This is a genomic window from Klebsiella sp. 141203, assembly GCF_032601985.1.
GTDB classification, from domain to species: domain Bacteria; phylum Pseudomonadota; class Gammaproteobacteria; order Enterobacterales; family Enterobacteriaceae; genus Klebsiella; species Klebsiella aerogenes.
Window position 1 is genome coordinate 668969 of the sequence record NZ_JAQIRL010000002.1, and the last position, 24619, is coordinate 693587.

24 protein-coding genes are annotated in these 24619 nt (G+C 57.4%); 8 read left to right on the forward strand and 16 right to left on the reverse strand.

The features are described 5' to 3' along the window. Positions 1-31: 31 nt before the first annotated feature. The 5 genes from PGR29_RS10845 to PGR29_RS10865 all read right to left on the reverse strand — a co-directional run bounded on the left by PGR29_RS10845 (position 32) and on the right by PGR29_RS10865 (position 6775). The gene (locus PGR29_RS10845; protein WP_316424518.1) at positions 32-997 is read right to left on the reverse strand and encodes a PDR/VanB family oxidoreductase; all 966 of its coding nucleotides are present in this window, start codon (positions 995-997) and stop codon (positions 32-34) included. Positions 998-1053: 56 nt separating this feature from the next. Next, entirely contained in the window at positions 1054-2502 is a 1449-nt protein-coding gene (locus PGR29_RS10850; RefSeq protein ID WP_316424519.1) for an NAD-dependent succinate-semialdehyde dehydrogenase, read from the reverse strand. 18 nt (positions 2503-2520) lie between these two features. Further along, on the reverse strand, positions 2521-3645 hold the full coding sequence (gene yeaW, locus PGR29_RS10855; RefSeq protein WP_032711373.1) for a carnitine monooxygenase, oxygenase subunit YeaW: 1125 nt from the start codon (positions 3643-3645) through the stop codon (positions 2521-2523). Positions 3646-3682: 37 nt separating this feature from the next. Beyond that, positions 3683-5290 carry a BCCT family transporter gene (locus PGR29_RS10860; protein ID WP_213317049.1) on the reverse strand — a complete coding sequence of 536 codons (1608 nt, stop codon included), beginning with the start codon at positions 5288-5290 and terminating at the stop codon, positions 3683-3685. 399 nt (positions 5291-5689) lie between these two features. Further along, entirely contained in the window at positions 5690-6775 is a 1086-nt protein-coding gene (locus tag PGR29_RS10865) for a tartrate dehydrogenase (RefSeq protein WP_087858052.1), read from the reverse strand. 82 nt (positions 6776-6857) lie between these two features. Here PGR29_RS10865 and PGR29_RS10870 point away from each other — a divergent pair, with 82 nt between their 5' ends. Beyond that, positions 6858-7853 carry a LysR substrate-binding domain-containing protein gene (locus tag PGR29_RS10870; RefSeq protein WP_271032328.1) on the forward strand — a complete coding sequence of 332 codons (996 nt, stop codon included), beginning with the start codon at positions 6858-6860 and terminating at the stop codon, positions 7851-7853. On the opposite strand, the gene puuE is transcribed toward PGR29_RS10870, so the two are convergent. From puuE to puuD, 5 genes are all read right to left on the reverse strand, one after another. After that, positions 7840-9105: a 4-aminobutyrate transaminase gene (puuE, locus tag PGR29_RS10875; protein ID WP_045386357.1), complete on the reverse strand. Its 1266-nt coding sequence runs from the start codon at positions 9103-9105 to the stop codon at positions 7840-7842. The two genes, PGR29_RS10870 and puuE, sit on opposite strands and share 14 nt — an antisense overlap. Before the next feature lie 46 nt (positions 9106-9151). Then, positions 9152-10432, reverse strand: a complete 1281-nt coding sequence (locus tag PGR29_RS10880; protein WP_045397003.1) for an NAD(P)/FAD-dependent oxidoreductase — start codon at positions 10430-10432, stop codon at positions 9152-9154. Between the two features lie 2 nt (positions 10433-10434). After that, complete coding sequence (gene puuC / locus PGR29_RS10885; RefSeq protein ID WP_316424520.1) at positions 10435-11922, reverse strand: aldehyde dehydrogenase PuuC; 1488 nt, start codon at positions 11920-11922, stop codon at positions 10435-10437. 250 nt (positions 11923-12172) lie between these two features. After that, the gene (gene puuR, locus PGR29_RS10890; RefSeq protein WP_002898590.1) at positions 12173-12730 is read right to left on the reverse strand and encodes an HTH-type transcriptional regulator PuuR; all 558 of its coding nucleotides are present in this window, start codon (positions 12728-12730) and stop codon (positions 12173-12175) included. Positions 12731-12755: 25 nt separating this feature from the next. Continuing rightward, positions 12756-13508, reverse strand: a complete 753-nt coding sequence (gene puuD, locus PGR29_RS10895) for a gamma-glutamyl-gamma-aminobutyrate hydrolase (RefSeq protein WP_161798760.1) — start codon at positions 13506-13508, stop codon at positions 12756-12758. A gap of 225 nt (positions 13509-13733) precedes the next feature. Between puuD and PGR29_RS10900 the strand changes: the two genes are divergently transcribed. Together PGR29_RS10900 and PGR29_RS10905 are read left to right on the forward strand one after the other, a co-directional pair. Then, complete coding sequence (locus tag PGR29_RS10900) at positions 13734-15152, forward strand: glutamine synthetase family protein (RefSeq protein ID WP_045396993.1); 1419 nt, start codon at positions 13734-13736, stop codon at positions 15150-15152. A gap of 350 nt (positions 15153-15502) precedes the next feature. Next, positions 15503-16894: an APC family permease gene (locus tag PGR29_RS10905; protein WP_087858046.1), complete on the forward strand. Its 1392-nt coding sequence runs from the start codon at positions 15503-15505 to the stop codon at positions 16892-16894. An 89-nt stretch (positions 16895-16983) separates the two neighbouring features. On the opposite strand, the gene PGR29_RS10910 is transcribed toward PGR29_RS10905, so the two are convergent. Further along, complete coding sequence (locus tag PGR29_RS10910) at positions 16984-17106, reverse strand: small membrane protein (protein ID WP_072251592.1); 123 nt, start codon at positions 17104-17106, stop codon at positions 16984-16986. Between the two features lie 266 nt (positions 17107-17372). Between PGR29_RS10910 and PGR29_RS10915 the strand changes: the two genes are divergently transcribed. After that, on the forward strand, positions 17373-17597 hold the full coding sequence (locus PGR29_RS10915; protein WP_087858045.1) for a hypothetical protein: 225 nt from the start codon (positions 17373-17375) through the stop codon (positions 17595-17597). Between the two features lie 16 nt (positions 17598-17613). Here the strand turns inward: PGR29_RS10915 and PGR29_RS10920 are convergent, their stop codons facing one another. Beyond that, on the reverse strand, positions 17614-18363 hold the full coding sequence (locus PGR29_RS10920; protein WP_087858044.1) for an SDR family oxidoreductase: 750 nt from the start codon (positions 18361-18363) through the stop codon (positions 17614-17616). A gap of 102 nt (positions 18364-18465) precedes the next feature. On the opposite strand from PGR29_RS10920, the gene PGR29_RS10925 reads away from it, so the two are divergent. Both PGR29_RS10925 and agp read left to right on the forward strand, forming a co-directional pair. Further along, positions 18466-18825, forward strand: coding sequence for a winged helix-turn-helix transcriptional regulator (locus PGR29_RS10925; protein ID WP_087858043.1), 360 nt, complete (start codon positions 18466-18468; stop codon positions 18823-18825). A 99-nt stretch (positions 18826-18924) separates the two neighbouring features. Then, positions 18925-20172, forward strand: coding sequence for a bifunctional glucose-1-phosphatase/inositol phosphatase (agp, locus tag PGR29_RS10930; protein WP_045396982.1), 1248 nt, complete (start codon positions 18925-18927; stop codon positions 20170-20172). 66 nt (positions 20173-20238) lie between these two features. Here agp and PGR29_RS10935 read toward each other — a convergent pair whose 3' ends face one another. Next, positions 20239-20466 carry a YccJ family protein gene (locus PGR29_RS10935; protein ID WP_015367252.1) on the reverse strand — a complete coding sequence of 76 codons (228 nt, stop codon included), beginning with the start codon at positions 20464-20466 and terminating at the stop codon, positions 20239-20241. Positions 20467-20486: 20 nt separating this feature from the next. Then, positions 20487-21083, reverse strand: a complete 597-nt coding sequence (gene wrbA / locus PGR29_RS10940) for an NAD(P)H:quinone oxidoreductase (RefSeq protein ID WP_015367251.1) — start codon at positions 21081-21083, stop codon at positions 20487-20489. Between the two features lie 391 nt (positions 21084-21474). On the opposite strand from wrbA, the gene PGR29_RS10945 reads away from it, so the two are divergent. Continuing rightward, entirely contained in the window at positions 21475-21648 is a 174-nt protein-coding gene (locus PGR29_RS10945; RefSeq protein ID WP_015367250.1) for a general stress protein, read from the forward strand. 157 nt (positions 21649-21805) lie between these two features. Continuing rightward, positions 21806-22732, forward strand: coding sequence for a DMT family transporter (locus PGR29_RS10950; protein ID WP_113374225.1), 927 nt, complete (start codon positions 21806-21808; stop codon positions 22730-22732). A 45-nt stretch (positions 22733-22777) separates the two neighbouring features. On the opposite strand, the gene rutG is transcribed toward PGR29_RS10950, so the two are convergent. Both rutG and rutF read right to left on the reverse strand, forming a co-directional pair. Beyond that, positions 22778-24100 carry a pyrimidine utilization transport protein G gene (rutG, locus tag PGR29_RS10955; RefSeq protein ID WP_316424521.1) on the reverse strand — a complete coding sequence of 441 codons (1323 nt, stop codon included), beginning with the start codon at positions 24098-24100 and terminating at the stop codon, positions 22778-22780. Positions 24101-24121: 21 nt separating this feature from the next. After that, positions 24122-24616, reverse strand: coding sequence for an NADH-dependent FMN reductase RutF (gene rutF, locus PGR29_RS10960; RefSeq protein WP_087858038.1), 495 nt, complete (start codon positions 24614-24616; stop codon positions 24122-24124). Positions 24617-24619: the final 3 nt, after the last annotated feature.

Here is a 24619-nt window from a genome sequence, read left to right on the forward strand (position 1 = left end):
CTCCGGCCAGCGCCGCTGGCCGGAGAGCGAGCTATAAATCCAGCACTAACCGGCCGCCTTTAGCGCGTGAGCAGCAGATCAGCATACTCTGCTGGCTGGCTTTCTCTTCATCGCTGTAGTACTGATCGCGGTGGTCGGCTTCGCCCTCCAGAATCATCGTTTCGCAGGTGCCGCACACCCCTTCGCGGCACAGGCATTCCACCTTCGCCGCTTTGTTATTCTCAATCACCTGTAAAATGGTCATATCCTGCGGCACGGTAAATTCGCGTCCGGAACGCGCCAGCACCAGCGTAAATGCCTCTCCGCCTTTATCCTCAAGGATAAATTGCTCAAAGTGCAGCTGGCTGGCGGGAACCTGATACCGTTCGGCGGCGGCTTTCACCGCCTCGTTAAGTGCAGCCGGGCCGCAGGTATAGACGTGGGTTCCGGGCTCGATGTCGGCGAACAGGCGCGACAGATCGAGACGGCTGCCGAGCGCTGATATGTGAATATTGACCCGGTCGCGCCACGGCGCTGCGCTGAGCGCATCGACGAAAGCATTATTGTCGGCGTCGTGGAAACAGTAGTGCAGTTGCCAGTCGGCCTGCAGCTGTTCCAGTTCAGGAATATGCGCTAAAAATGGCGTGATGCCGATGCCGCCGGCGATCAGCAGATGTTTTCGCGCCTGCGGTTCGATGGCGAACAGGTTGTTGGGGGTGGACACCGTCAGGGTATCGCCCGGTCGCACCTGCTGATGCATAAAACGCGAGCCGCCTTTGGAAGGCGACTCAAGACGCACCGCAATCTGCCAGCTTGTGGTATCCAGCGGCGAGCTCATGAGCGAATAGGCATTGCTGTAGCGCTGCTCGCCATCCTGCATCTGGACGATTATATGGCTGCCGCCGCTGAACTCCGGCAGCGGGGAGCCGGTCGACGATACCAGCGTAAAACGCTTAACCTGGGCGGTGATCTGTTCAACATCGCGAACGATCGTCTCAAACATTTGATAATCAGACATCGCTGAACTCCATCAAAAATCCCGGCGTGGCCAGAGCCGCCGCCGGGAGAATACAGTTACAACCCCTGGCAGAGATACTTCATCTCCAGGTAATCTTCGATTCCGTGTTCCGAGCCTTCGCGGCCAAGACCCGACTGTTTCACCCCGCCAAATGGCGCGACTTCGTTGGAAATCAGCCCGGTATTGATGCCGACCATGCCGTATTCCAGCTGCTCGGAGACGCGCCAGATACGGGCGGCATCGTTGCTGTAGAAATAGGAGGCGAGGCCGTAGATGGTGTTATTGGCCTGCTCAATGACCTCTTGCTCATCCTCAAATTTCACCAGCGCGGCCACCGGGCCGAAAATCTCTTCCTGCAGCAGCAGTGACCCCGGCTGTACGTTGCCGATAACCGTCGGGGTGAAGAAATTACCGCCCAGCGGATGTGCTTTTCCGCCGGTTAACAGCGTCGCGCCGCGGGTGAGCGCATCGTCGAGCAGGGACTGGACTTTGCGCCCGGCGTCGGCGTTGATAAGTGGGCCAATCTGTACATCGGACTCGCTGCCATCGCCGACTTTCAGGGCGGCGACGCGGGCGACGAACTTATCGCAGAATTGGTCGTAGACGGCGCGATGAATATAGAAGCGGTTGACGCAAACGCAGGTTTGTCCGGCGTTGCGGAACTTGGCGATCAGCGCTCCCTCGACGGCTTTATCGATATCGGCGTCGTCAAAGACGATAAACGGCGCGTTACCGCCGAGCTCTAAAGAGAGCTTTTTGATGGATTCAGCGCACTGGCGCATCAGCACGCGGCCAACTTCGGTCGAGCCGGTAAAGGAGAGCTTTCGCACCCGCTCATCGCCGGTGAACACCGCGCCAATTTCACGCGACTGCCCGGTGACAACGTTAATCACGCCCTGCGGGATCCCGGCCTGATTCGCCAGTTCCGCCATCGCCAGCGCGGTAAATGGCGTTTCGTTGGCAGGCTTAATTACCATCGTACAACCCGCGGCCAGCGCCGGGCCGGCCTTACGGGTGATCATCGCCGCCGGGAAGTTCCACGGGGTGATCGCCGCGCAGACCCCCACGCCCTGGCGGATCACCATCAGGCGTTTATCGGCGCCGGGGGAGGGGATTATCTCGCCGTTGGCGCGTTTCCCTTGTTCGGCAAACCACTCGATAAACGAGGCTGCATAGGCGATTTCGCCTTCCGCTTCCGCCAGCGGCTTGCCCTGCTCGGCGGTCATTATCTGCGCCAGCGCGGTCTTGTTTTCGAGGATCAGGCGGTGCCAGTTCTTCAATAACGCTGCGCGCTGGGCGGCGGTAAGCGCGCGCCATGCCGGCAGCGCGGCAGCGGCGGCATCCACCGCCTGCTGCGCTTCCGTCCGTCCCATATTCGGGATCTGGCCGAGCGCCTCGCCGGTGGAGGGGCTGCTGACGGCAAGCGATGTACCGTCGGCGGCGTCGCGCCAGCTTCCGGCAATCAGCGCCTGCTGGCGAAACAGATTTGAGTGAAATACGGACATGGCTAACTCCTTCAACAATTACGGCTGGAACACCTGGGCGACCAGATTGTGGAAATGGGCGATCCCGTGCTCGGAGATCCCGCTGCCGCTGTTATCCGCCATAATCCGTCCCTGTCCACGATAGCCGCGGGACTTCAGCCCCTTCTGCACGCTTTCCACCAGGCGCAAATCTTCCGGGCGGAACACGTCGCGATACCACTCAATCAGCGCTTTCTGATCGTCGGTCAGCTCTTCGTTGGTGAAATAGATGTCGTAATTCTGCAGGGTGGTCTCTTCATCCACCGGGAATTCATAAATGACGGTCATCATGCCCTTGATCGGCGTGACGTTGAGCATGGTGCACGGCCACAGCCAGAAGCCGTGAAACGCGGCGTCGGTGCCTTCTTCGAATTTAAATGACTGCTCGGACGGTTTGGCGAAGCCATACTGCAGCGTCCATTTGCCGTGCATGGTGTGCCAGTAACGGTCAACCTGCACGGAATCCGAGAAGCCCGGGTGCGCCGGGCCGCAGTGGTAACATTCCAGATAGTTATCGACGATATTTTTCCAGTTCGCCGGGGTAAGAGTGGTAAAGCGCGCCGCCAGTTTCAGCTCATGCACATCCGGGCAGGCTTCCAGCACTTTGTCCTGCAGCCCCGGTAGCTGCGTTTCCACGCTCTCCGCTTGCGGGTTCATATTGATAAACACAAAGCCGGCATACTCTTCAAGGCGAACCGGCACAAGCGTTGCCTTATCGCTATCGAAATTCTCCACGTTTTCGCAGTTGCGGGCGTGGGCGAGATTGCCGTCCAGCTTGAAGGCCCAGGCGTGATAGGGGCAGGTAATCACGTTTTTGGCTTTACCCTCGCCGCTCAGCAACTGGTGGCCGCGGTGTGGGCAGACGTTATAGAAGGCGCGCAGAATGTTGTCGCGCCCGCGGACGATAACGATATTTTCGCCGATGATCTCTCGGGTAATGTAATCGTTCGGCCTGGCGACTTCGCTGCCGTGGGCGACGCAAATCCAGCTATTGGCGAAGATACGCTCTTTCTCGTGCTCAAACGCCTGGCTGTCAGTGTAAAAACGGGCCGGAATGGTCCAGGCGTCCTGCGGATTGGCGCAAAAGTTAATCGGCAGGGTAAAGTCAGGGCTTAAATTGCTCATGTAGGGTCACCTTGTGATTATTGTCAGTAAGCGTTTTTTACAGCGACTGGCCGTCGCCTTTGAGTACCGCGCCAACCGGCAGCGTCTCGGCTTTAACGATCGGCTCGGGCGTATGGGTTTCTATCTGATGCACAGGCACGTGGGCGTAGTCCTGTTTTAGCCAGCGTACGAAGCCGCCGGTCTTGATCAGTAAAATGGCAAGGAACGGTAAGGCGGTTAGCACCACGGTGGTTTTCATGGTTTCCAGCGAAGCGCCGGTAAACAGAATCGATAGCGGGATGAGGGTTATCACCACGCACCAGAACAGGCGCATGCCGCGATCCGGATCTTCGCCTTCGCGCAGGTTACGGGTACTGGTCGCCGCCATGGTGTAAGCCACCGCATCCATGTGCGAAGCGAGGAAAACAATCATCACGAACAGATAGGCGGCGAGGAACAGCTTGCCCGCCGGCAGCGACATCAGCACCTGCTGGACGGCGGTTTCGCCGCCGAGGGTCTGCATGACCTGCGGCACGTTAATCACGCCGTTGACGAACTGATGCATGGCATAGCTTTCCATCACCCCGAAGAAGAACCAGCAGCCGACGGTGCTGCCGAGGATAAGCCCCCAGATCACCTCTTTAATCTTACGTCCGCGGGAGACGCGGGTGACGAACATCGCCACTCCAGGGGTATAGGAGATCCACCACAACCAGTAGAAGACGGTCCAGTTGCGGGTAAAGGCGCCGTCGCCGAGCGGGTCGGTAAACAGGCTCATCTGCAGGAAGTTTTGGGTCGTCAGACCGATGGCGTTGATGATGTTATTGGTGATGAATTCGGTCGGGCCAACCAGTAATACCACCAACGGCAGCAGGAACGCCCCCCAGCCGACCATTTTGCTCAGACGCTGCAGGCCGTTGTTGATGCCAATCCACGAACTCATGCAGAAAATACCGCCGGAGAGCAGGATCACAAACGCCTGGACGGTGAAGTTATCCGGCAGTCCGGTGAGTGCTGACAGGCCGCGGGTGAAGGTGGCGGCAGTGACCACCAGCGAAATGGTTAACGCGCCGACGGTGGCTATCAGGAACATCAGGTCAACCAGACGACCCCAGAAGCCCTGCGGATTGACGCCGGTGATCGCCGAAATGATCCCGGAGAGGCTGAGGCCTTTGTTTTTCCGCACGTGGAAGTGATAGGCCATGATCAGCGAGGCGAGGGTGTAGGTCGCCCACGCGCTAATACCCCAGTGGAAGAAAGAGTACGGGATGCTGTATTCCAGCGCTTTTGCTGAATGCGGCGCAATATTCAGGCCAGGGGTCTGGTAGTAATAAGCCCACTCGGCAACACCCCAGTACAGCGTAGAGGAGCCGAGCCCGGCGCAGATAAACATAAACAGCCATGAGAGAGTGCTGTACTCGGCTTTGCCTTCGCCGAGCCGGATATTGCCGTATTTGCTGGTGGCCAGATACAACACCAGTCCCAGCGCCAGCAGCACCAGCACTTGTACCGCGGAACCCAGCAGGCGGGTAACGCCGTTAAAAATCGAATTAGCCGCCTGCGCGGTTTGCTGGGGGAAGAGACTTAATGTAGCGGCGATGAAAACAATGGCCGCGAGACTGATGACAATCAGCGGCACATCTTTTTTCTTTACGTTGCTCAACATGAGTGATCTCCTGGGCACGGTTGCCCGTCGGTGGCTTTAGCCTGTCGTTGTTATCACGCTGTAGGGTCAGGGTTCGTAGTAAAATGCTATTAACAATTGGATTATTTCTTCGTTACATGAATTAAACAATTGGCCGATTCGTGAAGCAATAAAACACGGAACGGAAATAATAAAAGGTGAATTGGCGCAGGTTCTTTCCTTTCGGGAATGAATAAAGTTCGCCGCTGTGATGCGCTTCACTTGTCAATCGTGGGGGATTCTGCATTCAGAGGAGAGAGGGGAGTTGGCGCGAGTTTTCCCGGGTAGCGGCTACGCCTTACCCGGGCTACGCGATCGGGCGATATTCTCGTGCCATTGTAGCCCCGGTAAGCGCAGCGCGACCGGGGAGCGGCCGGGTAATTACGCCAAAATGGCCTTGCAGATAGCGTCGCTGACCTGCTGCGTTGAGGCGGTGCCTTTCATGTCCGGAGTTTTCGGCCCGCTGGCGATCACCTGTTCTATCGCTGCCAGAATACCGTTATGCGCGGCGTGGTAGCGCTCATCGCCGTTGCCGAGGAAATCGAGCATCATCGCCCCGGCCCAAACGGTAGCGATCGGGTTGGCGATATTTTTACCGTAGATATCCGGCGCCGACCCGTGAACCGGTTCGAACAGCGACGGGAAGGCGCGCTCGGGATTGAGGTTAGCCGACGGCGCAATACCGATAGTGCCGGTACAGGCCGGGCCGAGATCCGACAGAATATCGCCAAACAGATTGGAGCCGACGACCACGTCGAAACGTTCCGGCTGCAGCACGAAGCGGGCGCAGAGAATATCGATATGCTGCTTGTCCCAGCGAATTTCGGGATAGCTTTTGGCCATCTCTTCCACGCGCTCATCCCAGTAGGGCATGCTGATCGCAAGACCGTTAGATTTGGTTGCGGAGGTCAGCGTTTTGCGCGGGCGGCTTTGCGCCAGCTCAAAGGCGTAGCGCAGGATCCGGTCAACGCCGCGGCGGGTGAAGACCGACTCCTGAATCACCACTTCATGCTCGGTGCCTTCATTGGCGCGACCGCCGAGGGCGGAATATTCACCTTCGGTATTTTCGCGCACCACGTAAAAATCGATATCGCCGGCCTTTTTACCCGCCAGCGGGCAGGGGACGCCGGGGAACAGGCGCACCGGACGCAGGTTGACGTACTGATCGAACTCACGGCGGAACTTCAGTAGCGATCCCCACAGGGAGATATGGTCGGGGACGGTATCCGGCCAGCCGACGGCGCCGAAATAGATAGCATCGAAGCCCTGCAATTGCTCGCGCCAGTCGTCCGGCATCATCTTGCCGTGATGGGCGTAATATTCGCAGCTTGCCCACTCCATCTGTTCGAAGCTCAGCGACAGATCCCAACGCTGCGCGGCGGCTTGCAGCACGCGAATACCTTCAGGCAGAACTTCTTTACCAATTCCGTCACCGGGGATGGCGGCAATACGACAGGTTTTTTTCATTCCGGTTCTCACTTTTTAGCGATGATGTTTGACCACCTGCCTATCCTATAATTGACTGGTTCATAATTAATCACGCTAACTGGTGAAACATAAAACACAGATCATGAATAATCTGCCGCTGCTAAATGATTTACGCGTGTTCATGCTGGTCGCTCGCCGGGCCGGTTTTGCTGCCGCCGCCGAGGAGCTTGGCGTCTCACCGGCGTTCGTCAGCAAGCGGGTTTCGCTGCTGGAGCAAACCCTGAATGTGATGTTGCTGCACCGTACCACTCGTCGGGTCACCATTACCGAAGAAGGGGAGCGGATCTACGAATGGGCGCAGCGCATTCTGCAGGATGTGGATGAGATGATGGACGAGCTTTCCGACGTGCGTCAGGTACCGCAGGGAACGCTGCGTATTATTAGCAGCTTCGGTTTTGGCCGTCGGGTGGTGGCCCCCGCGCTGTCGGCGCTGGCGCGCCAGTACCCACAACTTGAGCTGCGCTTCGATGTCCAGGACCGGCTGGTGGATTTAGTCAATGAAGGGGTGGATCTCGATATTCGCGTCGGCGATGATATCGCGCCGAATCTAATTGCCCGCAAGCTGGCGACCAACCATCGTATTCTCTGCGCGTCGCCGCAGTTTCTTGCCCGCTATCCGCAACCGAAGCAGCTTAGCGATCTGGCTACCTTACCCTGCCTGGTGATCAAAGAGCGCGACCATCCGTTTGGCGTCTGGCAGTTGCACAGCAAAGAGGGTCAGCACGCGATCAAGGTGACCGGGCCGCTCTCCTCCAACCATGGAGAGATTGTGCATCAGTGGTGTCTGGATGGGCAGGGCATTGCGTTACGTTCCTGGTGGGATGTCAGTGAAAATATCGCCAGCGGCCATCTGGTGCACGTGCTGCCTGACTACTTTCAGCCCGCCAACGTCTGGGCGGTCTACGTGTCGCGGCTGGCGACCTCAGCCAAAATTCGCACCACCGTGGAGTTTCTACGCCACTATTTTCAGCAGCACTATCCCCAGCAATGTATCGTCAGCAGCGAGGAAAACAGCCGGCGACCAGCGCCGCCGGCGGAGGGCGTTACAGACGCGTGACGCTCTGCAGAATCGTCAGCGCGCGGGAGAACTGCGCATCCGGGATGGTCAACGGATAGAGGAAGCGAATGACGTTGCCATACTGACCGCAGGTCAACAGCAGCAGGCCTTGCTCCAGCGCCTGCTGCTGGATTTTCTGCGCAATCGCCGCCGACGGTTCGCCGGTCGCCGGATCGAAGAACTCGGCGGCGATCATCGAACCCACGCCGCGCGCTTCCACCAGCGCTGGACACCAGCCCTTAACTTCCTGTAGCGTCGCCAGCAGGCGCTCGCCGAGGAACTGCGCGCGCTCGCACAGCGCTTCGTTATCAATGATATCCAGCACTGCATGCGCGGCCGCCACCGCCAGCGGGTTGCCGGCGTAGGTGCCGCCTAAGCCGCCCGGCGCCGGGGCATCCATGATCTGCGCGTTACCGACCACGCCGGAAAGCGGCATGCCGCCCGCCAGGCTTTTAGCCATCGTCATCAGATCCGGTTTATCGGCATAGTGATCCATGGCGAACAATTTACCGGTGCGGGCGAAGCCGCTCTGTACTTCATCGGCAATCATCACGATGCCGTGCTCATCGCAGAGGCGGCGTACTGCGGCAACCAGCTCTTTCGGCGCGACGTTAAAGCCGCCTTCGCCCTGTACCGGTTCGAAAATAATCGCTGCCACCTGTTTGGCTTCGATATCGGCTTTGAACAGGCGTTCAAGGGCGGTAATCGAATCGGCGGTGCTGATACCGTGCAGCGCTGACGGGTACGGCACGTGGTATACCGAGCCGGGGAACGGCCCGAAGCCCAGTTTGTACGGCGCGACCTTACCGGTTAGCGCCATCGTCATATAGGTACGGCCATGGAAACCGCCGCCGAAGGCGATAACGCCGGGGCGTCCGGTATGGGCACGGGCGATTTTCACCGCGTTTTCGACCGCTTCCGCGCCGGTGGAGAAGAAGGCGGTTTTTGCCGGGCCTTTCACCGGCGCCAGTTCGTTGAGCTTCTCCGCCAGCGACACATAGCTTTCATAAGGCACGATCTGATAGGCGGTATGGGTAAATTGCTGTAGCTGCTGTTCAACCGCGGCGACCATCCGCGGATGGCGATGGCCGGTATTCAGCACCGCGATGCCGGCGGCGAAATCGATATATTCATTGCCTTCGACATCGGTCAAGGTGGCGTTTTGCGCGCTCTGGGCAAAGAAGTTGCACATAACGCCCACGCCGCGCGGGGTAGCGGAAAGACGACGCTGATGGAATTCATTGTTGCTCATAATAAACACCCTTTAGCAAAAGTTAATCACGGAACCGAACGGCAAATCAGACCCCAAGGCGATCGCGCAGGCTGTAGTAGGCGGCGCCCATGGCGGTAAAAGGAATTCGCAGGCTGCGCCCGCCCGGGAACGGGTAGTGCGGCAGTTTGGCGAAGGCATCGAAGCGCTCGGCATCGCCGCGCAGCAGTTCTGAAATCAAGCGTCCGGCCAGATGGGTACAGGTCACGCCGTGACCGCTGTAGCCCTGCATGTAGTAAATATTGTTATCCAGACGGCCGAACTGCGGCATACGTGACAGGGTCAGCAGGAAGTTGCCGGTCCAGCGGTAGTCAATTTTCACCCCCTGCAGCTGCGGGAAGGTTTTCAGCAGCTTCGGCATAATCAGCCGCTCTACGTCGTCCGGGTCACGGGCGCCGTAGACCACGCCGCCGCCGTACAGCAGGCGGTTGTCGCCGGTAAGACGGTAGTAGTCCAGCAGGTAGTTACAATCTTCCACGCAGTAGTTTTTCGGGATCAGCGAGCGGGCTAAGTCTTCCGACAGCGGAGCGGTCGTCACGACCTGAGTGCCGCACGGCATGCTGCGTTTTGCCAGCTCCGGTTCAAGCTTGTCGCCGAGATAGGCGTTACCGGCGACGATCACGTAGCGCGCGGTTACCTGGCCGCGCGCGGTACTGACCACCGCCGGGCTGGTGTGCTGAATTCGGGTCACCGGCGACTGCTCATACACCCGGCCGCCGTTAAGACGAATGGCGTCCGCTTCGCCGATGGCGAGGTTCAGCGGGTGAATATGGCCGCCGCTGTGGTCGAGCAGGGCGCCGACGTAGCGGTCGCTGTCTACTTCGCGACGAATGGCATGGCTGTCGAGCAGTTCCAGTTGGGTATTACCGTAGCGCTCCCAGTTGGCTTTTTGCTCTTCCAGCGTTTCCATTTGCTTATGGTTCATGGCCACAAACAGGCCGCCTGGGCGGTAATCGCACTGGATCTGGTAGCGCTGGATGCGCTCGCGAATAATATCGCCGCCTTCGAACATCATGCTGCCGAGCATTTTGGCCGCATCCGGGCCGTAGTTCTTCTCAATAACGTCGATATCGCGGCTATAAGAGTTAACCAGCTGTCCGCCGTTGCGGCCGCTGGCGCCGAAGCCGATACGCGCGCCTTCCAGCACTACTACGTCGTAGCCCATTTCGGCCAGATGCAGGGCCGAGGAGAGGCCGGTGTAACCGCCGCCGACGACGCAGACGTCACAGTTGATTGATTCCTCCAGCGTTGGGAACGGTTCATACTTGTTGGCGCTGGCGGCGTAGTAGCTAGTGGTATGTTCAGTCATGATCAAGACTCCAGAGCAATCCAGATGGTTTTCAGTTCGGTGAATTTTTCCAGCGCGTGCAGCGATTTATCGCGCCCGTTGCCGCTCTGCTTATAGCCGCCGAACGGGACGGTCATATCACCATCGTTGTAGTTGTTGACGAAGACCGAGCCGGCCTTCAGGCGGCGACTCATGCGGTGGGCGCGCGACAGATCGCGGGTCCACACCGCGGCGCCGAGACCGTAGTCGCTGTCGTTGGCCAGTTGCAGCGCCTGTTCTTCGCTTTTGAAGCACGTGACCACCAGCACCGGGCCGAAGATCTCTTCGCGGCTGAGGGTTGAGGACGGGTCGACATCGACGAAAATGGTTGGGCCGACGGCGGCTGGCCACGGATTTTTCCGCCCGTCGAGGAATAGCGTGCTTTTGGCCTCACCGCCGCGGATAAAGCTGTGCACGCTGTCGGCATGGGCGTTATCAATTAACATCCCCATGGTGGTATCGGGATCGAGCGGATTACCCGGCTGCCAGTTTTGCGCCTGCGCTTTCAACAACGTCAGGAACTCGTCGGCGATGCTCTCTTCCAGTAGCAGGCGGGTGCCGGCGATGCAGACCTGTCCCTGGTTATAGAAGATACCGCCGGCGGTGGCGTTGACCGCTTTTTGCAGATCCGGACAGTCGGCGAAGACGATATTGGCGCTCTTGCCGCCGGCTTCCAGCCACACGCGCTTCATGTTGCTGTCGCCGGCGTCTTTCAGCAGCTGTTTGCCGGTACGGGTGGATCCGGTGAAGGTGATGACTTCAACGTCAGGATGCAGCGACAGCGCCTGCCCGGCCTCGTGGCCAAAGCCGCTGACCACGTTTAACACCCCGTCCGGAAGTCCGGCTTCTTTTGCAAGCCCTGCCAGACGCAGGGCGGTAAGCGGCGATTTTTCCGAGGGTTTGAGGATTACGCTATTGCCTGCCGCCAGCGCCGGACCGAGTTTCCAGCAGGCCAGCAGCAGCGGGAAGTTCCAGGGGACTATCGCGGCCACCACGCCAATCGGTTCACGAACGATCATTGCCAGCTCGTTGCCGCCGGTGGGCGCCACTTCGCCATAGACTTTATCCAGCGCTTCGGCGTACCAGCGAATGGCGCGGGCGGCGCCGGGAATATCGTCGCGCAGGCTGTGGCGGATCGGTTTGCCGGTATCGAGCGTTTCCAGCAGCGCCAGCTCTTCACGATGGGTTTCCATCAGGTCGGCAAATTTCGTGAGAACCGCTTTACGCCGGGCCGGGGAGGCCTGCGACCAGTCGCCGTTATCAAAGGCCTGGCGCGCGGCTTTCACTGCCCGTTCGACGTCGGCTTTTTTACCGCGGGCGACCTGCGCTAATGTCTGCTGCGCGGCAGGGTCGATAGTCTCGAAGGTGGTATTATCGGCCGCGGCGCAATATTCGCCGTTAATAAATAAGCGCGTTTCAATGGCCAGGTTTTTCGCTTTTTCCTGCCAGTAAGCCAGGTGCTGAAAATTCATCATGACTCCTTAAAAACATCATCGGCAAAATATAGGGTTCGGCGTTTTCAGGCTGCTCAGGGCGCAGGGCGTCCCCGGGGTAGAAAACCGTCTCTTCGCCATTCACTGGCGTTAATTATCTTTGGGCCAGCAGGAAATAAGATTTCCGCGCTGCGCAGGTATTATTACTGCGAGTTCTTCGCCGCGGCGGAAATATTACATCCGCCGCGACAGGCCTGAAGAAAGCCTGAAACCTGCTCAGGCTAAGAAATTAGAATGTGGTGGGGGTGTGGGCACTGATAATGCGGCAGATACCTGCCGAGGTGTTGCTGAAGCTATGAGGGATGCCGGTATTAATGGCATAGCTCTGTCCAGCCACCAGGTGGTACGACTGACCGTTAATCGTCAGCACGATTTCACCTTCCAGTATGGTGCCTATCTCCTCACCCTGATGCTTTATTCTCTCCCCGGTTGTGGTCCCAGGCTGGTAAGTTTCAAAAATCATCGCCAGCGTACGGTTCGGATTTCCGTTATGAACCAGTTTCATTGAAACGCCCTGACTCCCCATTTCGATAAGGTCGTCCTGATTAATGACGACCTGCGGTTCATCCGGCTTTTCGGGTTCAGAAAAGAATTCCGAGAGCGACAGCCCATATACTTTCAGCAGCTTTTGCAGCGTACTGATGGCAGGACTGACTTTGTCCTGCTCTATGGTGCTGATGGCACTATGTGTTAACCCAGACAGTTCGGCGGCACGACGCTGTGAAAGACCCAGCTGTTGGCGGATCTCTGACAGACGTTTCCCTGGCGCCAGTCCGTCATCGCTCATATTTGCATTTCCTTAACTGTAGTGGTCAGAGCCGCCGCTTTTCGGCGACATGGCTCTGACAGGCGGTGATAAAACCATCAAACAACATACGCGACAGGGCGTATTCGCTACTGTTCCATTCAGGATGCCATTGTACGCCCAGCGCGAAAGGGTGGTCGTTGACGCTGACCGCCTCAACCAGCCCATCCGGTGAACGGGCCTCCACGCGCAGACGCGAACCCAGCGTTTTTGCGCCCTGGCCGTGTAGCGAGTTTACCCAAAACGTGTTGCAGCCCGGTATTAACTGAGAAAGTAAACCTCCTTCCTGCACCTCCACCTGGTGGGACGGCGCATACTGCTGCTCCACCGGTAGTTCAGGATCTTCGCGATGCTCCAGCAGTTCCGGCTGTTCAAACAGACGACGATACAGAGTCCCGCCAGTGGCGACAACCAGTTCCTGCAGCCCTCGGCAGATGGCGAAAATGGGGATGCGCCTTTCGAGCGCGGCGTTAATTAGCGCCATGCTCAGAAGATCACGCCCGGGGTCGGCGTCAGGCTCATCGCCGTTTTCACCATAAAGGTGCGGCTGCACGTTGCTGGGGCTGCCTGGCAGGTAGATCCCGTCCAGTTTATCGACTAACGCATCCAGTAGTTCCGGCTCGGCCAGCGCGTGCGGCAGGGCAATCGGCAGTCCGCCAGCGTTAACAATGGCATTCAGGTACTTTTCTTGCAGAGTCTGGGTCTGGTGACCCTTAAGCCTGTTTCTACACATCACGACGCCAATAACTGGCTTGTACATTATATTTTCCATGATCGCCCTCACAAAGTGGACTAAATTATGACCGCCAGTGACTGATAAACGGCCATATCGTTCAATATTTTCTCAATCTAGCAGTGGAAATAGCCGTTTGCAAACTTAATTTAACATTTGACAAACATTTTGTTTGCATACACATTCGAAGGGTGGACATTATATTTGACGTTTTCAGTCAGGGTCCGAAAACTAAAACAACGGCGGTGAATCATGGAAACCAATATCGTAGAAGTTGAGAATTTTGTTCAGCAGACGGAAGAGAGACGGGTAAGCGCGTTCGCTAAAGAAGTGAAGCGCTACCTCGAAACCTACCCCAACACTCAGTACGTCGATGTACTCCTCACAGACCTTAACGGCTGCTTCCGCGGCAAACGCATTCCGGTCGCCAGCCTCAGCAAGCTGGAGAAAGGCTGCTACTTCCCGGCGTCCGTTTTCGCGATGGATATTCTCGGCAACGTGGTGGAAGAGGCCGGGCTTGGCCAGGATATGGGCGAACCGGACCGCAGCTGCGTCCCGGTATTAGGTACGTTGACCCCTTCGGCCGCCGATCCGGAATACATCGGCCAGGTCTTGTTGACCATGGTTGATGAAGATGGCGCTCCCTTTGACGTTGAGCCGCGGAACGTACTCAACCGCCTCTGGCAGCAGCTCCGCCAGCGCGGATTGTTCCCCGTGGTAGCGGTAGAGCTGGAGTTCTATTTACTCGATCGCAAACGCGATGCCGAAGGCTACCTGCAGCCGCCGTGCGCGCCCGGCACCGACGACCGCAATACCCAAAGCCAGGTCTATTCCGTTGATAACCTCAACCATTTTGCCGATGTACTGAATGATATTGATGAACTGGCCCAGTTACAGCTGATCCCGGCGGATGGCGCGGTGGCTGAAGCCTCTCCGGGGCAGTTCGAAATCAACCTCCACCACACCGATAACGTGCTGGATGCGTGCGATGATGCGCTGGCATTAAAACGTCTCGTGCGTTTAATGGCGGAGAAGCATAAGATGCACGCCACTTTTATGGCGAAACCTTATGAAGAGCATGCGGGTAGCGGGATGCATATCCATATCAGCATGCAAAACAATAAGGGTGAAAACGTGCTGGCGGATGCGGACGGCGAGGATTCAGCCCTGCTGAAACGCGTGCTGGCCGGGATGATTGACCTGATGCCGGCGTCGATGGCGCTGCTGGCGCCGAACGTAAACTCGTATCGTCGCTTCCAGGCGGGCATGTATGTGCCGACGCAGGCGTCATGGGGGCATAACAACCGTACGGTAGCGCTGCGTATCCCGTGCGGCGATCGACATAACCACCGCGTTGAATACCGCGTAGCCGGGGCGGACGCCAACCCGTATCTGGTGATGGCGGCGATTTTCGCCGGCATCCTGCACGGCCTGGATAATCCGCTGCCGCTGCAGGAAGAGGTGGAAGGTAACGGTCTGGAACAAGAAGGCTTGCCGTTCCCGATCCGCCAGAGCGACGCGCTGTGGGAGTTTATGCAAAACGATCATCTGCGGGAGCGTCTTGGCGAGCGTTTCTGCCACGTTTACCACGCCTGTAAGAATGATGAGTTACTGCAGTTTGAGCGTCTTATCACAGAAACAGAAATTGAGTGGATGTTGAAAAACGCCTGATGTTCGCCCCGTAAGGGGCGCATTAGTTTAATCAGTAGCATCATACGGCCTGAGCGGAGCCTGGTCGTCCTTTTTGCTGGGAGCCCAGCCATTTCCCGGATGTCGCGTTAAGGAGCGCAGGCGGCAACGGGGCTTCAGTTAACGACACAGTGTGTGACGAGGAAATGAGATGATGCAGATGTTCAAATATCCGCAGGGAGAAGGGGGCCTCTTTGGCCGCATTGGATGCCAACTTACCGCCGTTCATCGGTCCGTCTTACCCTTTTATTTACGTCTTACCCCCTTGCTAAGCAGGTTTGTTACCCGGTCTTTGTGCCCGCAAACTGTCGTCGGCATGGGGGGAATGCGTCATGGCTGCTAATCTTCCTGCAGAAAACGCCGCTCAGGCGGGAAAACCGCGTCTGCGTAAATCGCTCAAACTGTGGCAAGTGGTGATGATGGGGCTGGCTTATCTGACCCCCATGACGGTGTTTGATACCTTCGGCATCGTTTCCGGCATCAGTAATGGCCACGTTCCAGCCTCTTATCTGCTGGCGCTGGCTGGGGTGCTATTCACCGCCATCAGCTACGGCAAGCTGGTGCGCCAGTTCCCGGAAGCGGGTTCGGCCTACACCTATGCGCAAAAATCAATTAGCCCGCACATCGGTTTTATGGTCGGCTGGTCCTCACTGCTGGACTATCTGTTCCTGCCGATGATTAACGTCCTGCTGGCGAAGATCTACCTCTCCGCGCTGTTTCCGGAAGTGCCGCCGTGGGTGTGGGTGGTGACCTTTGTCGCCATTCTGACCGCGGCGAATCTGAAAAGCGTCAACCTGGTGGCCAACTTCAATACTTTGTTCGTGCTGGTGCAGATCTCCATCATGGTGGTGTTTGTGGTTCTGGTGGTACAAGGGCTGCATAAAGGCGAGGGTGTGGGTACCGTCTGGTCGCTGCAGCCGTTCATCAGCGAGAATGCGCATCTGATTCCGATTATTACCGGCGCGACGATTGTCTGCTTCTCTTTCCTCGGCTTTGACGCCGTTACCACGCTTTCAGAAGAAACCCCGAATGCCGCGCGGGTGATCCCGAAGGCCATCTTCCTTACCGCAATGTACGGCGGCATTATTTTTATCGTCGCCTCGTTCTTTATGCAGCTGTTCTTCCCGGATATCCATCGCTTTAAAGATCCGGACGCCGCGCTGCCGGAAATTGCGCTCTACGTCGGCGGCAAGCTGTTCCAGTCGATTTTCCTGTGCACCACTTTTGTTAATACCCTGGCATCGGGCCTGGCGTCGCACGCCAGCGTGTCGCGCTTGCTGTACGTGATGGGCCGCGATAACGTCTTCCCGGAGCGCATTTTCGGCTATGTGCATCCGAAATGGCGAACCCCTGCGCTCAACGTGATTATGGTGGGCATCGTCGCGCTGTCGGCGCTGTTCTTCGACCTGGTGACCGCGACGGCGCTAATCAACTTCGGCGCGCTGGTGGCCTTTACCTTCGTCAATCTCTCGGTATACAACCACTTCTGGCGGCGCAAGGGTTATAACAAAACCTGGAAAGATCGCTTCCACTACCTACTGTTGCCGATGGTCGGCGCATTAACCGTGGGGGTGCTGTGGTTGAACCTCGAGGCGACCTCATTGACGCTGGGCCTGGTTTGGGCGGCGTTGGGATTGCTTTATCTCACTTACCTGACCCGCCGTTTCCGTAAACCGCCGCCGCAGTTTGATGCAACAAAGGCGGAACAGGCCTGGGAGTCTTAACTTTTAGTGATAGCAGGAGAGAAGGCAGGCGCTAAGCCTGCCTTCTCTGTTTGTTACGCAGCCCAGGTGTAAAGATTGGCAAAGGGGAATTATTTCTTTTTTTTATCGGTTGGCAGCTGAGCGGCGCGACGTTCTTTGATATAGGACACCAGACTGTAAACGGCGACTCCCAGTAGAGCAATCGCCACGATAAAGAGCACAAAACCCGACATAAATTAACCTAATGATTTGTTTAAACAGAAGAAAAAATAACGCCTCACGAAGACGATAACATCGGGATGTTTCCGAAAGATGACCTAAAAGTGCCAAAGGCATCAGCCATGGCTCATTATGTTAAAGTATTGATGGTGTTAATGTGTTGATGGCGCTCTGTGAGCGCCTTAGCGTCTGACGTAACACTCCGTTAAGTCATTTTACAGACGGACGGGATTGCGGCTGGTACGCTAATCGTTGAATGAGAATTTTCTGAGAGTAATGCATGTTTAAAAACAGTACCGCTGGCCTGTTTGCTTCGGCGCTAATGCTGACGACTTTTGCCTGTTGGGCACAGTCGGAAAGCCAACAGGTTCGCGAACGAATCGTCGAGCAGGTGCTTAAACCCTGTGAAGGAAAAAAAGCCGGCGATAAAGTCGTTATGGTCGATCGCCGGGGCGGCGAACATGAAGCGATTTGTACGCTGGCGGCGGTACCCTTACCGGAATAAGCGCCGCCTTCCGGATTTACAAGTTGCCGGTGCCGCCATCAACCAGCAGCTCGGTTCCTACCACGTAGCTTGATTCATCCGACGCCAGGTACAGCGCCGCTTTCGCCAGCTCTTCTGGCGTGCCCATCCGGCCCAGGGGTACCAGTGCTTTAATCTCTTCCTGTAACGCCTGCAGCGCATCTGCGCCGAGCCCAAGTTTGTTCAGCGCCGGAGTTCGAACCGGGCCGGGACTCAGGCCGTTGACGCGAATTCCCCGCGACAGCAGCTCCGCTGACAGCGTGCGCGCCAGCGATAATATTCCAGCTTTACTGGCGGCGTACACGCTGCTGGCGGGCAGCCCGATATGGGCGCTTACCGATCCGCAAAGGATGACCGATGACGGATTCGCCAGCAGCGGCAGCAGTGCCTGCAGCAGGAAGAACGGTCCTTTCAGGTTGATGTTCATCAGTTGATCCCACTGCGCGGGCGTCCAGTCGCTAATCGCGCCATGGGTAACGTCCCCTGCATTGATAAATACCGCATCCAGCTGTGGCCAGCGTTGGCTAATTACTTGTGCCAGGTGCCGCTGTCCGACAATATCGCCGGCATCCGCTGCGATGGCCCAGCCGTTTTCCCCTAATTGCGCCTGTGCCTGTGCAAGGGCGTCAGGATTGCGACCGGTGATTGCCACTTTCGCCCCTTCGGCGATAAACGCTTGCGCGGTGGCTAACCCAATACCGCTGGTACCGCCGGTAATCAGCGTATATTTACCTGCTAAACGTGCCATCTGTGAAACTCCAATGTGCGGGGTGGAAAAGGCACTATAAAAAATTTAGTATCCAAAGGATACCAGGTACCAAATGGATACTAATGCGCAAAGAGGTGTGCAATGACGGTAAAGACTGCGCGGGCGGCGCAAAAAAAATTTGATCCACAACCTTGTCCGATGACGGATTTCGTTAATCTGATCGCCGGGAAATGGGCGATTCCGATTTTATATCGGCTGATCGTGCTTAATGAACCGGTGCGATTTGGCGAACTGTTGCGGGCGGCGGCCCCGATCACTCAAAAAGAGTTGACCCGGCAGCTCCGCTTGTTCGAACAGCGCGGGTTGGTCTCCCGCGAGGTGTACGCTGAAATACCGCCACGTGTGGAGTACCAGATAACGCCGCTGGGCCTGTCGATGCGCAGCGCGTTGCAACCGCTGGCGGAATGGATGCGCGATTATGGCGACCGGCTGAAGCGCTAAAAAAGCGACCGACGCCTCAGTTTGTGAGCCATTGCCCGCAAAAATGTCATAAATCCGTCACAATGATGGCGATGATAATAAATGACTGAGGATGAAGGGATGAAAAAAAGTCTACTCGCTGCCGCAGTGGCCGGGGCTGTATTGTTATCCGCCGGCGTGCAGGCGCAGGACGCCGTTGCGCCAGAGGGCTATCAGCTGCAACAGGTGCTGATCATGAGCCGCCATAACCTGCGCGCGCCGCTGGCCAATAATGGCAGCGTACTTGAGCAGTCGACGCCGAAATCCTGGCCGCAGTGGGATGTACCAGGCGGTCAGTTGACCACCAAAGGCGGCGTGCTGGAAGTCTACATGGGTCACTATATGCGTGAGTGGCTGGCGCAGCAGAAGCTGGTGACCAGCGGCGAGTGTCCGCCGGAAAATGCGGTTTACGCCTACGCCAATAGCCTGCAGCGCACCGTTGCAACCGCGCAGTTCTTTATCACCGGCGCTTTCCCGGGCTGCGGGGTGCCTGTGCATCATCAGCCGCAGATGGGAACCATGGATCCTACTTTCAATCCGGTCATTACCGATGATTCAGCCGAATTCGCGCAAAAAGCGGTGCAGGCGATGGAGAAAGAGCGTCAGGGGATGCAGCTCGCTGAGAGCTACAAGCTGCTGGAAGAGATGACCGACTATCGCAATTCGCCATCCTGTAAAGAAAAGCATGTCTGCTCGCTTAGCGACGGTAAAGATACCTTTAGCGCCAAATATCAGCAGGAGCCGGGCGTCTCCGGGCCGCTGAAGGTCGGCAACTCGCTGGTCGACGCCTTCACCTTGCAGTACTACGAAGGTTTTCCGAAGGATCAGGTGGCGTGGGGCGAAATTGCCAGCGATAAGCAGTGGCAGGTGTTGTCGAAGCTGAAAAACGGCTATCAGGACAGCCTGTTTACTTCCGCGGAAGTGGCGCGCAACGTCGCTAAGCCGCTGGTCAAATATATTGATAATGCGCTGGTGGGCGATGGCGCCGGTAAGGCGAAGGTAACGCTGCTGGTCGGGCATGATTCCAATATCGCTTCGCTGCTGACGGCGCTGGACTTTAAACCCTACCAGTTACCGGGCCAGTATGAGCGCACCCCCATCGGCGGCAAGCTGCTGTTCCAGCGCTGGCACGATAGCGGCAGCAATCGCGATTTAATGAAGATTGAGTATGTCTATCAAAGCACTGAACAGCTGCGCAACGCGGACGCCTTGAGCCTGCAATCCCCGCCGCAGCGGGTCACGCTGGCGCTTAACGGTTGTCCGGTAGATGATCAGGGATTCTGCCCGCTGGAGACGTTCAAAAAGGTCATGAACGAGGCGGCAAAATAGAACAATAAACCCGGAGCAATCCGGGTGATGAATGAGCGCGGGCGCTATGCCCGCGCAATTGAGCTATCAGACGTTTTTACGTTCGATGGTCTGTTCGCCCCAGAAGAGGCTGTCTTTGTCGGTTTTGGCGAAAGCTCGCGACAGCACCTCATCGCTGCCTTCTTCCCAAATTTTCTCCGCCAGCTTTTCATCGTAATTCGCGAGTTCGAAAATGGCTTCGGCGATTTCCAAAGAGGTATTACGTAAGCTTGCCCATTCGCCCACGTGGTGGGCCTTCGCTTCTTGGTTCGGCATGCAACTCCTCCTGTTAAAGGTTAGCCGTGTAATTTCACAGCCACATTGGCGACGTGTTCACCCTGATAGCGAGCGATAGCCAGCTCTTCCTGGCTTGGTTGACGGGAGCCGTCGCCGCCTGCGATGGTGGTTGCGCCATACGGCGTGCCGCCGCGCACCTGGGAGACATCAAACAGCTCCTGCGCGCCGTAGCCAATCGGCACAATGATCATCCCATGATGGGCAAGGGTAGTCCAGGTTGAGGTAATTGTCTGCTCCTGGCCGCCGCCGGTACCGGTTGAACTAAAGACGCTGGCGACTTTGCCATACAGCGCGCCAGACGCCCACAGGCCGCCGGTCTGATCCAGGAAGGTGCGCATCTGTCCCGACATATTGCCGAAACGGGTAGGGGTACCAAAGATGATGGCATCATACTCCGCCAGTTCCTGCGGCGTGGCGACGGGCGCATTTTGTGTTTTCCCGCCTGCTTTGGCAAACGCTTCAGCCTGCATAGTTTCCGGCACGCGCTTCACAACCACCTCAACGCCGTCAACTTTATTTGCCCCTTCGGCAACGGCATGAGCCATGGTTTCGATGTGTCCATACATGGAATAATAAAGCACCAGAATTTTAGCCATTTGCATCACTCCTCGGTTGCGTAGTTGTCCAGCCAAACGACTGGCTATCTATAAAGATAAGACCTGTGGCGCAGAGTGCAAATCCAACAAACATTTGTTTGATTTATAACAAAATGGCAAAGATTAATTTGCAACATACCTCGTAGCAAATAGATACATTTTACGCAGGGCTGATTTCAGCTCTGAGAAGAAATGCTTAGCGGTTGCGCTGGCGGCTGGCGTCTGGTTTTAACGATTAAATGTTGCGGGATGTGACTATTTTTCCAGGGAATGAGTTTCATTTACTACGCTTATAAGCACGCGATGCATAATGGCCATGCCATATGTCGCGGGGGCTTAGGCCCTGAACTCACCTAATGCAATATGATGTCAAACCCAATGGAGGTCAGTAATGGCAAACCATCGTGGCGGTTCCGGCAACTTTGCCGAAGATCGTGCCAGAGCATCAGAAGCAGGTCGTAAAGGTGGCCAGCACAGCGGGGGGAACTTTAAAAACGATCCTCAACGCGCCTCGGAAGCTGGCAAAAAAGGGGGTAAAAATAGTCACGGTAATCGCAATAGCTAGCCGGGACTGTCTTTAATGATGCGGTGTTAATCTCCCCCGACCCTGCCGCATCACCCTCGCCGCCGACGTATGTCGGCGGTTTTTTTGTCAATGAGTGTTGCTTTTAGCCTGAAGCGCCTGCGAAACTGATTAGCTATATTTTGCTATTGGTCGCCTCATGTCTTCGCTCAAACTCTCGATAACGCCGCAGGAACTGATCCTGATTGTGATCACCATGTTCTGGGGCGGTACCTTTCTTGCCGTACAATACGCCGTGAGCTTTAGCGGGCCGTTTTTCTTCGTCGGCCTGCGCTTCGCCACCGCCGCGCTGGCGGTGGCGCTACTGTCGCTGCGTACGCTACGCGGCCTGACCTGGCTTGAGGTTAAGGCCGGTGTGGCGATTGGCGTAGCGATTGCGCTCGGATACAGCCTGCAAACCTGGGGCTTACAGTCCATCTCCAGCAGTAAATCGGCGTTTATTACCGCCATGTATGTGCCGCTGGTGCCGCTGTTGCAGTGGCTGTGTCTGGGGCGCATGCCCGGCGTCATGTCCTGCGTGGGCATCGTGCTGGCGTTTATCGGGCTGATCCTGCTGGCGGGGCCGGAAAACAACCTGCTGGCTTTGGGGATTGGCGAAATGATTACCCTGGCAAGCGCGGTGGCTATCGCTGCCGAGATCATTTTAATCAGCGCGTGGGCGCGTCAGGTCGATGTGCGCCGGGTGACGGTGGTACAGCTGGCGACTGCCTCGCTGGTGGCTTTTGCCGCGATGGGCCCGGCAGGGGAGTCTATCCCGCCGATGCGCCCGGAACTGCTGGCCGTCGCGCTGGGACTGGGGATTTTCAGCGCCATTATTCAGGTCACCATGAACTGGGCGCAGCGTAGCGTATCGCCGACGCGGGCGACGCTGATTTACACCGGCGAGCCGGTTTGGGCTGGCGTGTTTGGTCGTATCGCCGGCGAGCGTCTGCCGCTGCTGGCGCTGGTGGGCTGTCTGTTTATTCTCGCCGGGGTGCTGGTCAGCGAGCTGAAGTGGAAGAAAAAATCGCGGCCGCAGATCGTGGCGGAGGAAGCACCAGAGCTCGCGGATCGGCGCGAGCCCTAATTTTCGCCCCGGCAGCCGCGCCGCCGGGGCGAACCAATACTCACGTTATACCGTAGTGGCTTTCGCCACCTTTTCCTGATGCTGGCGGCGGTTAAGCAACGCATGCAGTAGAATAGCGCCGAAAGTCGCCGTGCCAATCCCGCCCAGGCGAAAGCCCCCCAACGACAAGGTAAAATCGCCTGCGCCCAGAACCAGCGTCACCGCCACCATGATTAAATTCGCATTCTGGCTGAGATCGACCCGATTCTGCACCCATATCCGCGCCCCGGTGACCGCAATCAAACCAAAAACCACGATTGACGCGCCGCCTATTACCGGGCCTGGGATCGTATGAATCAGGGCGCCGAACTTGGGCGAAAAGCCGAGCAGGATGGCGATCAGCGCCGCGGCGACAAACACCAGCGTTGAATAGACTTTGGTTACCGCCATGACGCCGATATTCTCCGCATAGGTGGTGACGCCACTACCGCCGCAGGCGCCGGAAAGCAGGGTCGCCAGCCCGTCGCCGACAAACGCGCGCCCCATCCAGGGATCCAGATTACGCCCGGTCATTCCCGCGACGGCCTTCAAATGCCCCAGGTTTTCCGCCACCAGAATAATCGCCACCGGCGCAATCAGCAGCATCGCCTGGGTGTCAAAGGTGGGCGAAGTAAAGTGCGGGACCCCAAACCATGCCGCCTGAGCGACAGGGGCAAAATCCAGCGGTTTGCCAAGACCGAATCCGTTGGCCAGCAGCGCATAGAGCGCACAGGCGATAATAAGCCCCATCAGGATCAGCAGACGCTGCAGCAGTCCTCGGGTAAACACCGCGACGGCGCCGATACACAGCACCGTCAGCATCGCCATCCAGCTGTCGAAGGCATTGGCGGAAACGCTGTGCACGGCAATCGGCGCCAGGTTAAGACCGATCGCCATCACCACCGCGCCGGTTACCGCCGGCGGCATCAGACGCTCTATCCAGCCGGTGCCGATTTTTATCACCACCAGACCGATCAGGGTATAGAGCAACCCGCAGGCGATAATACCGCCGAGGGCGATGCTGAGATGAGGATTCAACCCCTGACCGGTAAAGCCGGTCACGGTGATGACCACGCCGACGAAGGCGGCGCTGGAGCCAAGATAGCTCGGTACCCGGCCGCCGGTGACGACAAAGAACAGCAGAGTGCCCACTCCCGACATCAGGATAGCCAGGTTCGGATCAAGTCCCATCAATAAAGGCATTAATACGGTTGCGCCAAACATTGCCACGGCGTGCTGAACGCCCATGATCAGCGTTTGCCCGGCGGATAGACGTTCATCCGGGGCGACAACGCCGGCATCCGTGGCGGGGGAGGTCAACTGCCAGCGAGGAAAATTGAAGAGTGCCATGATGATATCCCGGGTGAGAGGTTAACAAACGGGCCGCATAAGCGTGTGGTAGCTGCGGTCAAACCACATCAAACCTCGCGGTTCCTGTTGGCGGGTGATGGCCACGACCTGGCAAAACAGAATGTCATGGGTGCCGACCTGCAGCCGCTGGTCGATGCGGCAGTCAAAACTGACCAGCGCCTCTTTCAGCCGCGGGCAGCCGGTCGCGCCGGTTTGCCAGTCGGCGGCGGCGAAACGTTCCGCCATCGGGGTTTTGCCGCCAAAAGTATTCGATAATGTCTCCTGCCCTGCCGAGAGGGTATTGACGCAAAGGGTTTGATGTTCGCTGAATACCGGCCAGACTGACGCCGAACGGTTGAGACATACCAGCAGCGTCGGCGGGGTATCGGTTACGCTGCATACTGCGCTGGCGGTAAAACCGGCGCGCCCGGCAGGCCCTTCAGTGGTGATGATGTTGACCGCCGCGCCGACATGAGCCATGGCGTCACGAAAACTGTGTTGATCCGCTACGTTCATTAC

Bases quoted from the DNA above. Each gene is read 5' to 3' on its own strand.
- PGR29_RS10905 (WP_087858046.1), top strand. From the start codon at position 15,503: ATGGCTGCTAATCTTCCTGCAGAAAACGCCGCTCAGGCGGGAAAACCG.
- puuC (WP_316424520.1), bottom strand. From the start codon at position 11,922: ATGAATTTTCAGCACCTGGCTTACTGGCAGGAAAAAGCGAAAAACCTG.
- rutF (WP_087858038.1), bottom strand. From the start codon at position 24,616: ATGAACGTAGCGGATCAACACAGTTTTCGTGACGCCATGGCTCATGTC.
- puuD (WP_161798760.1), bottom strand. From the start codon at position 13,508: ATGTACAAGCCAGTTATTGGCGTCGTGATGTGTAGAAACAGGCTTAAG.
- PGR29_RS10860 (WP_213317049.1), bottom strand. From the start codon at position 5,290: ATGTTGAGCAACGTAAAGAAAAAAGATGTGCCGCTGATTGTCATCAGT.
- PGR29_RS10920 (WP_087858044.1), bottom strand. From the start codon at position 18,363: ATGGCACGTTTAGCAGGTAAATATACGCTGATTACCGGCGGTACCAGC.
- PGR29_RS10935 (WP_015367252.1), bottom strand. From the start codon at position 20,466: ATGCCGAACCAAGAAGCGAAGGCCCACCACGTGGGCGAATGGGCAAGC.
- PGR29_RS10880 (WP_045397003.1), bottom strand. From the start codon at position 10,432: ATGACTGAACATACCACTAGCTACTACGCCGCCAGCGCCAACAAGTAT.
- PGR29_RS10910 (WP_072251592.1), bottom strand. From the start codon at position 17,106: ATGTCGGGTTTTGTGCTCTTTATCGTGGCGATTGCTCTACTGGGAGTC.
- rutG (WP_316424521.1), bottom strand. From the start codon at position 24,100: ATGGCACTCTTCAATTTTCCTCGCTGGCAGTTGACCTCCCCCGCCACG.
- PGR29_RS10900 (WP_045396993.1), top strand. From the start codon at position 13,734: ATGGAAACCAATATCGTAGAAGTTGAGAATTTTGTTCAGCAGACGGAA.
- PGR29_RS10915 (WP_087858045.1), top strand. From the start codon at position 17,373: ATGTTTAAAAACAGTACCGCTGGCCTGTTTGCTTCGGCGCTAATGCTG.
- agp (WP_045396982.1), top strand. From the start codon at position 18,925: ATGAAAAAAAGTCTACTCGCTGCCGCAGTGGCCGGGGCTGTATTGTTA.
- PGR29_RS10950 (WP_113374225.1), top strand. From the start codon at position 21,806: ATGTCTTCGCTCAAACTCTCGATAACGCCGCAGGAACTGATCCTGATT.
- puuR (WP_002898590.1), bottom strand. From the start codon at position 12,730: ATGAGCGATGACGGACTGGCGCCAGGGAAACGTCTGTCAGAGATCCGC.
- wrbA (WP_015367251.1), bottom strand. From the start codon at position 21,083: ATGGCTAAAATTCTGGTGCTTTATTATTCCATGTATGGACACATCGAA.
- PGR29_RS10925 (WP_087858043.1), top strand. From the start codon at position 18,466: ATGACGGTAAAGACTGCGCGGGCGGCGCAAAAAAAATTTGATCCACAA.
- yeaW (WP_032711373.1), bottom strand. From the start codon at position 3,645: ATGAGCAATTTAAGCCCTGACTTTACCCTGCCGATTAACTTTTGCGCC.
- PGR29_RS10945 (WP_015367250.1), top strand. From the start codon at position 21,475: ATGGCAAACCATCGTGGCGGTTCCGGCAACTTTGCCGAAGATCGTGCC.
- PGR29_RS10850 (WP_316424519.1), bottom strand. From the start codon at position 2,502: ATGTCCGTATTTCACTCAAATCTGTTTCGCCAGCAGGCGCTGATTGCC.
- PGR29_RS10865 (WP_087858052.1), bottom strand. From the start codon at position 6,775: ATGAAAAAAACCTGTCGTATTGCCGCCATCCCCGGTGACGGAATTGGT.
- puuE (WP_045386357.1), bottom strand. From the start codon at position 9,105: ATGAGCAACAATGAATTCCATCAGCGTCGTCTTTCCGCTACCCCGCGC.
- PGR29_RS10845 (WP_316424518.1), bottom strand. From the start codon at position 997: ATGTCTGATTATCAAATGTTTGAGACGATCGTTCGCGATGTTGAACAG.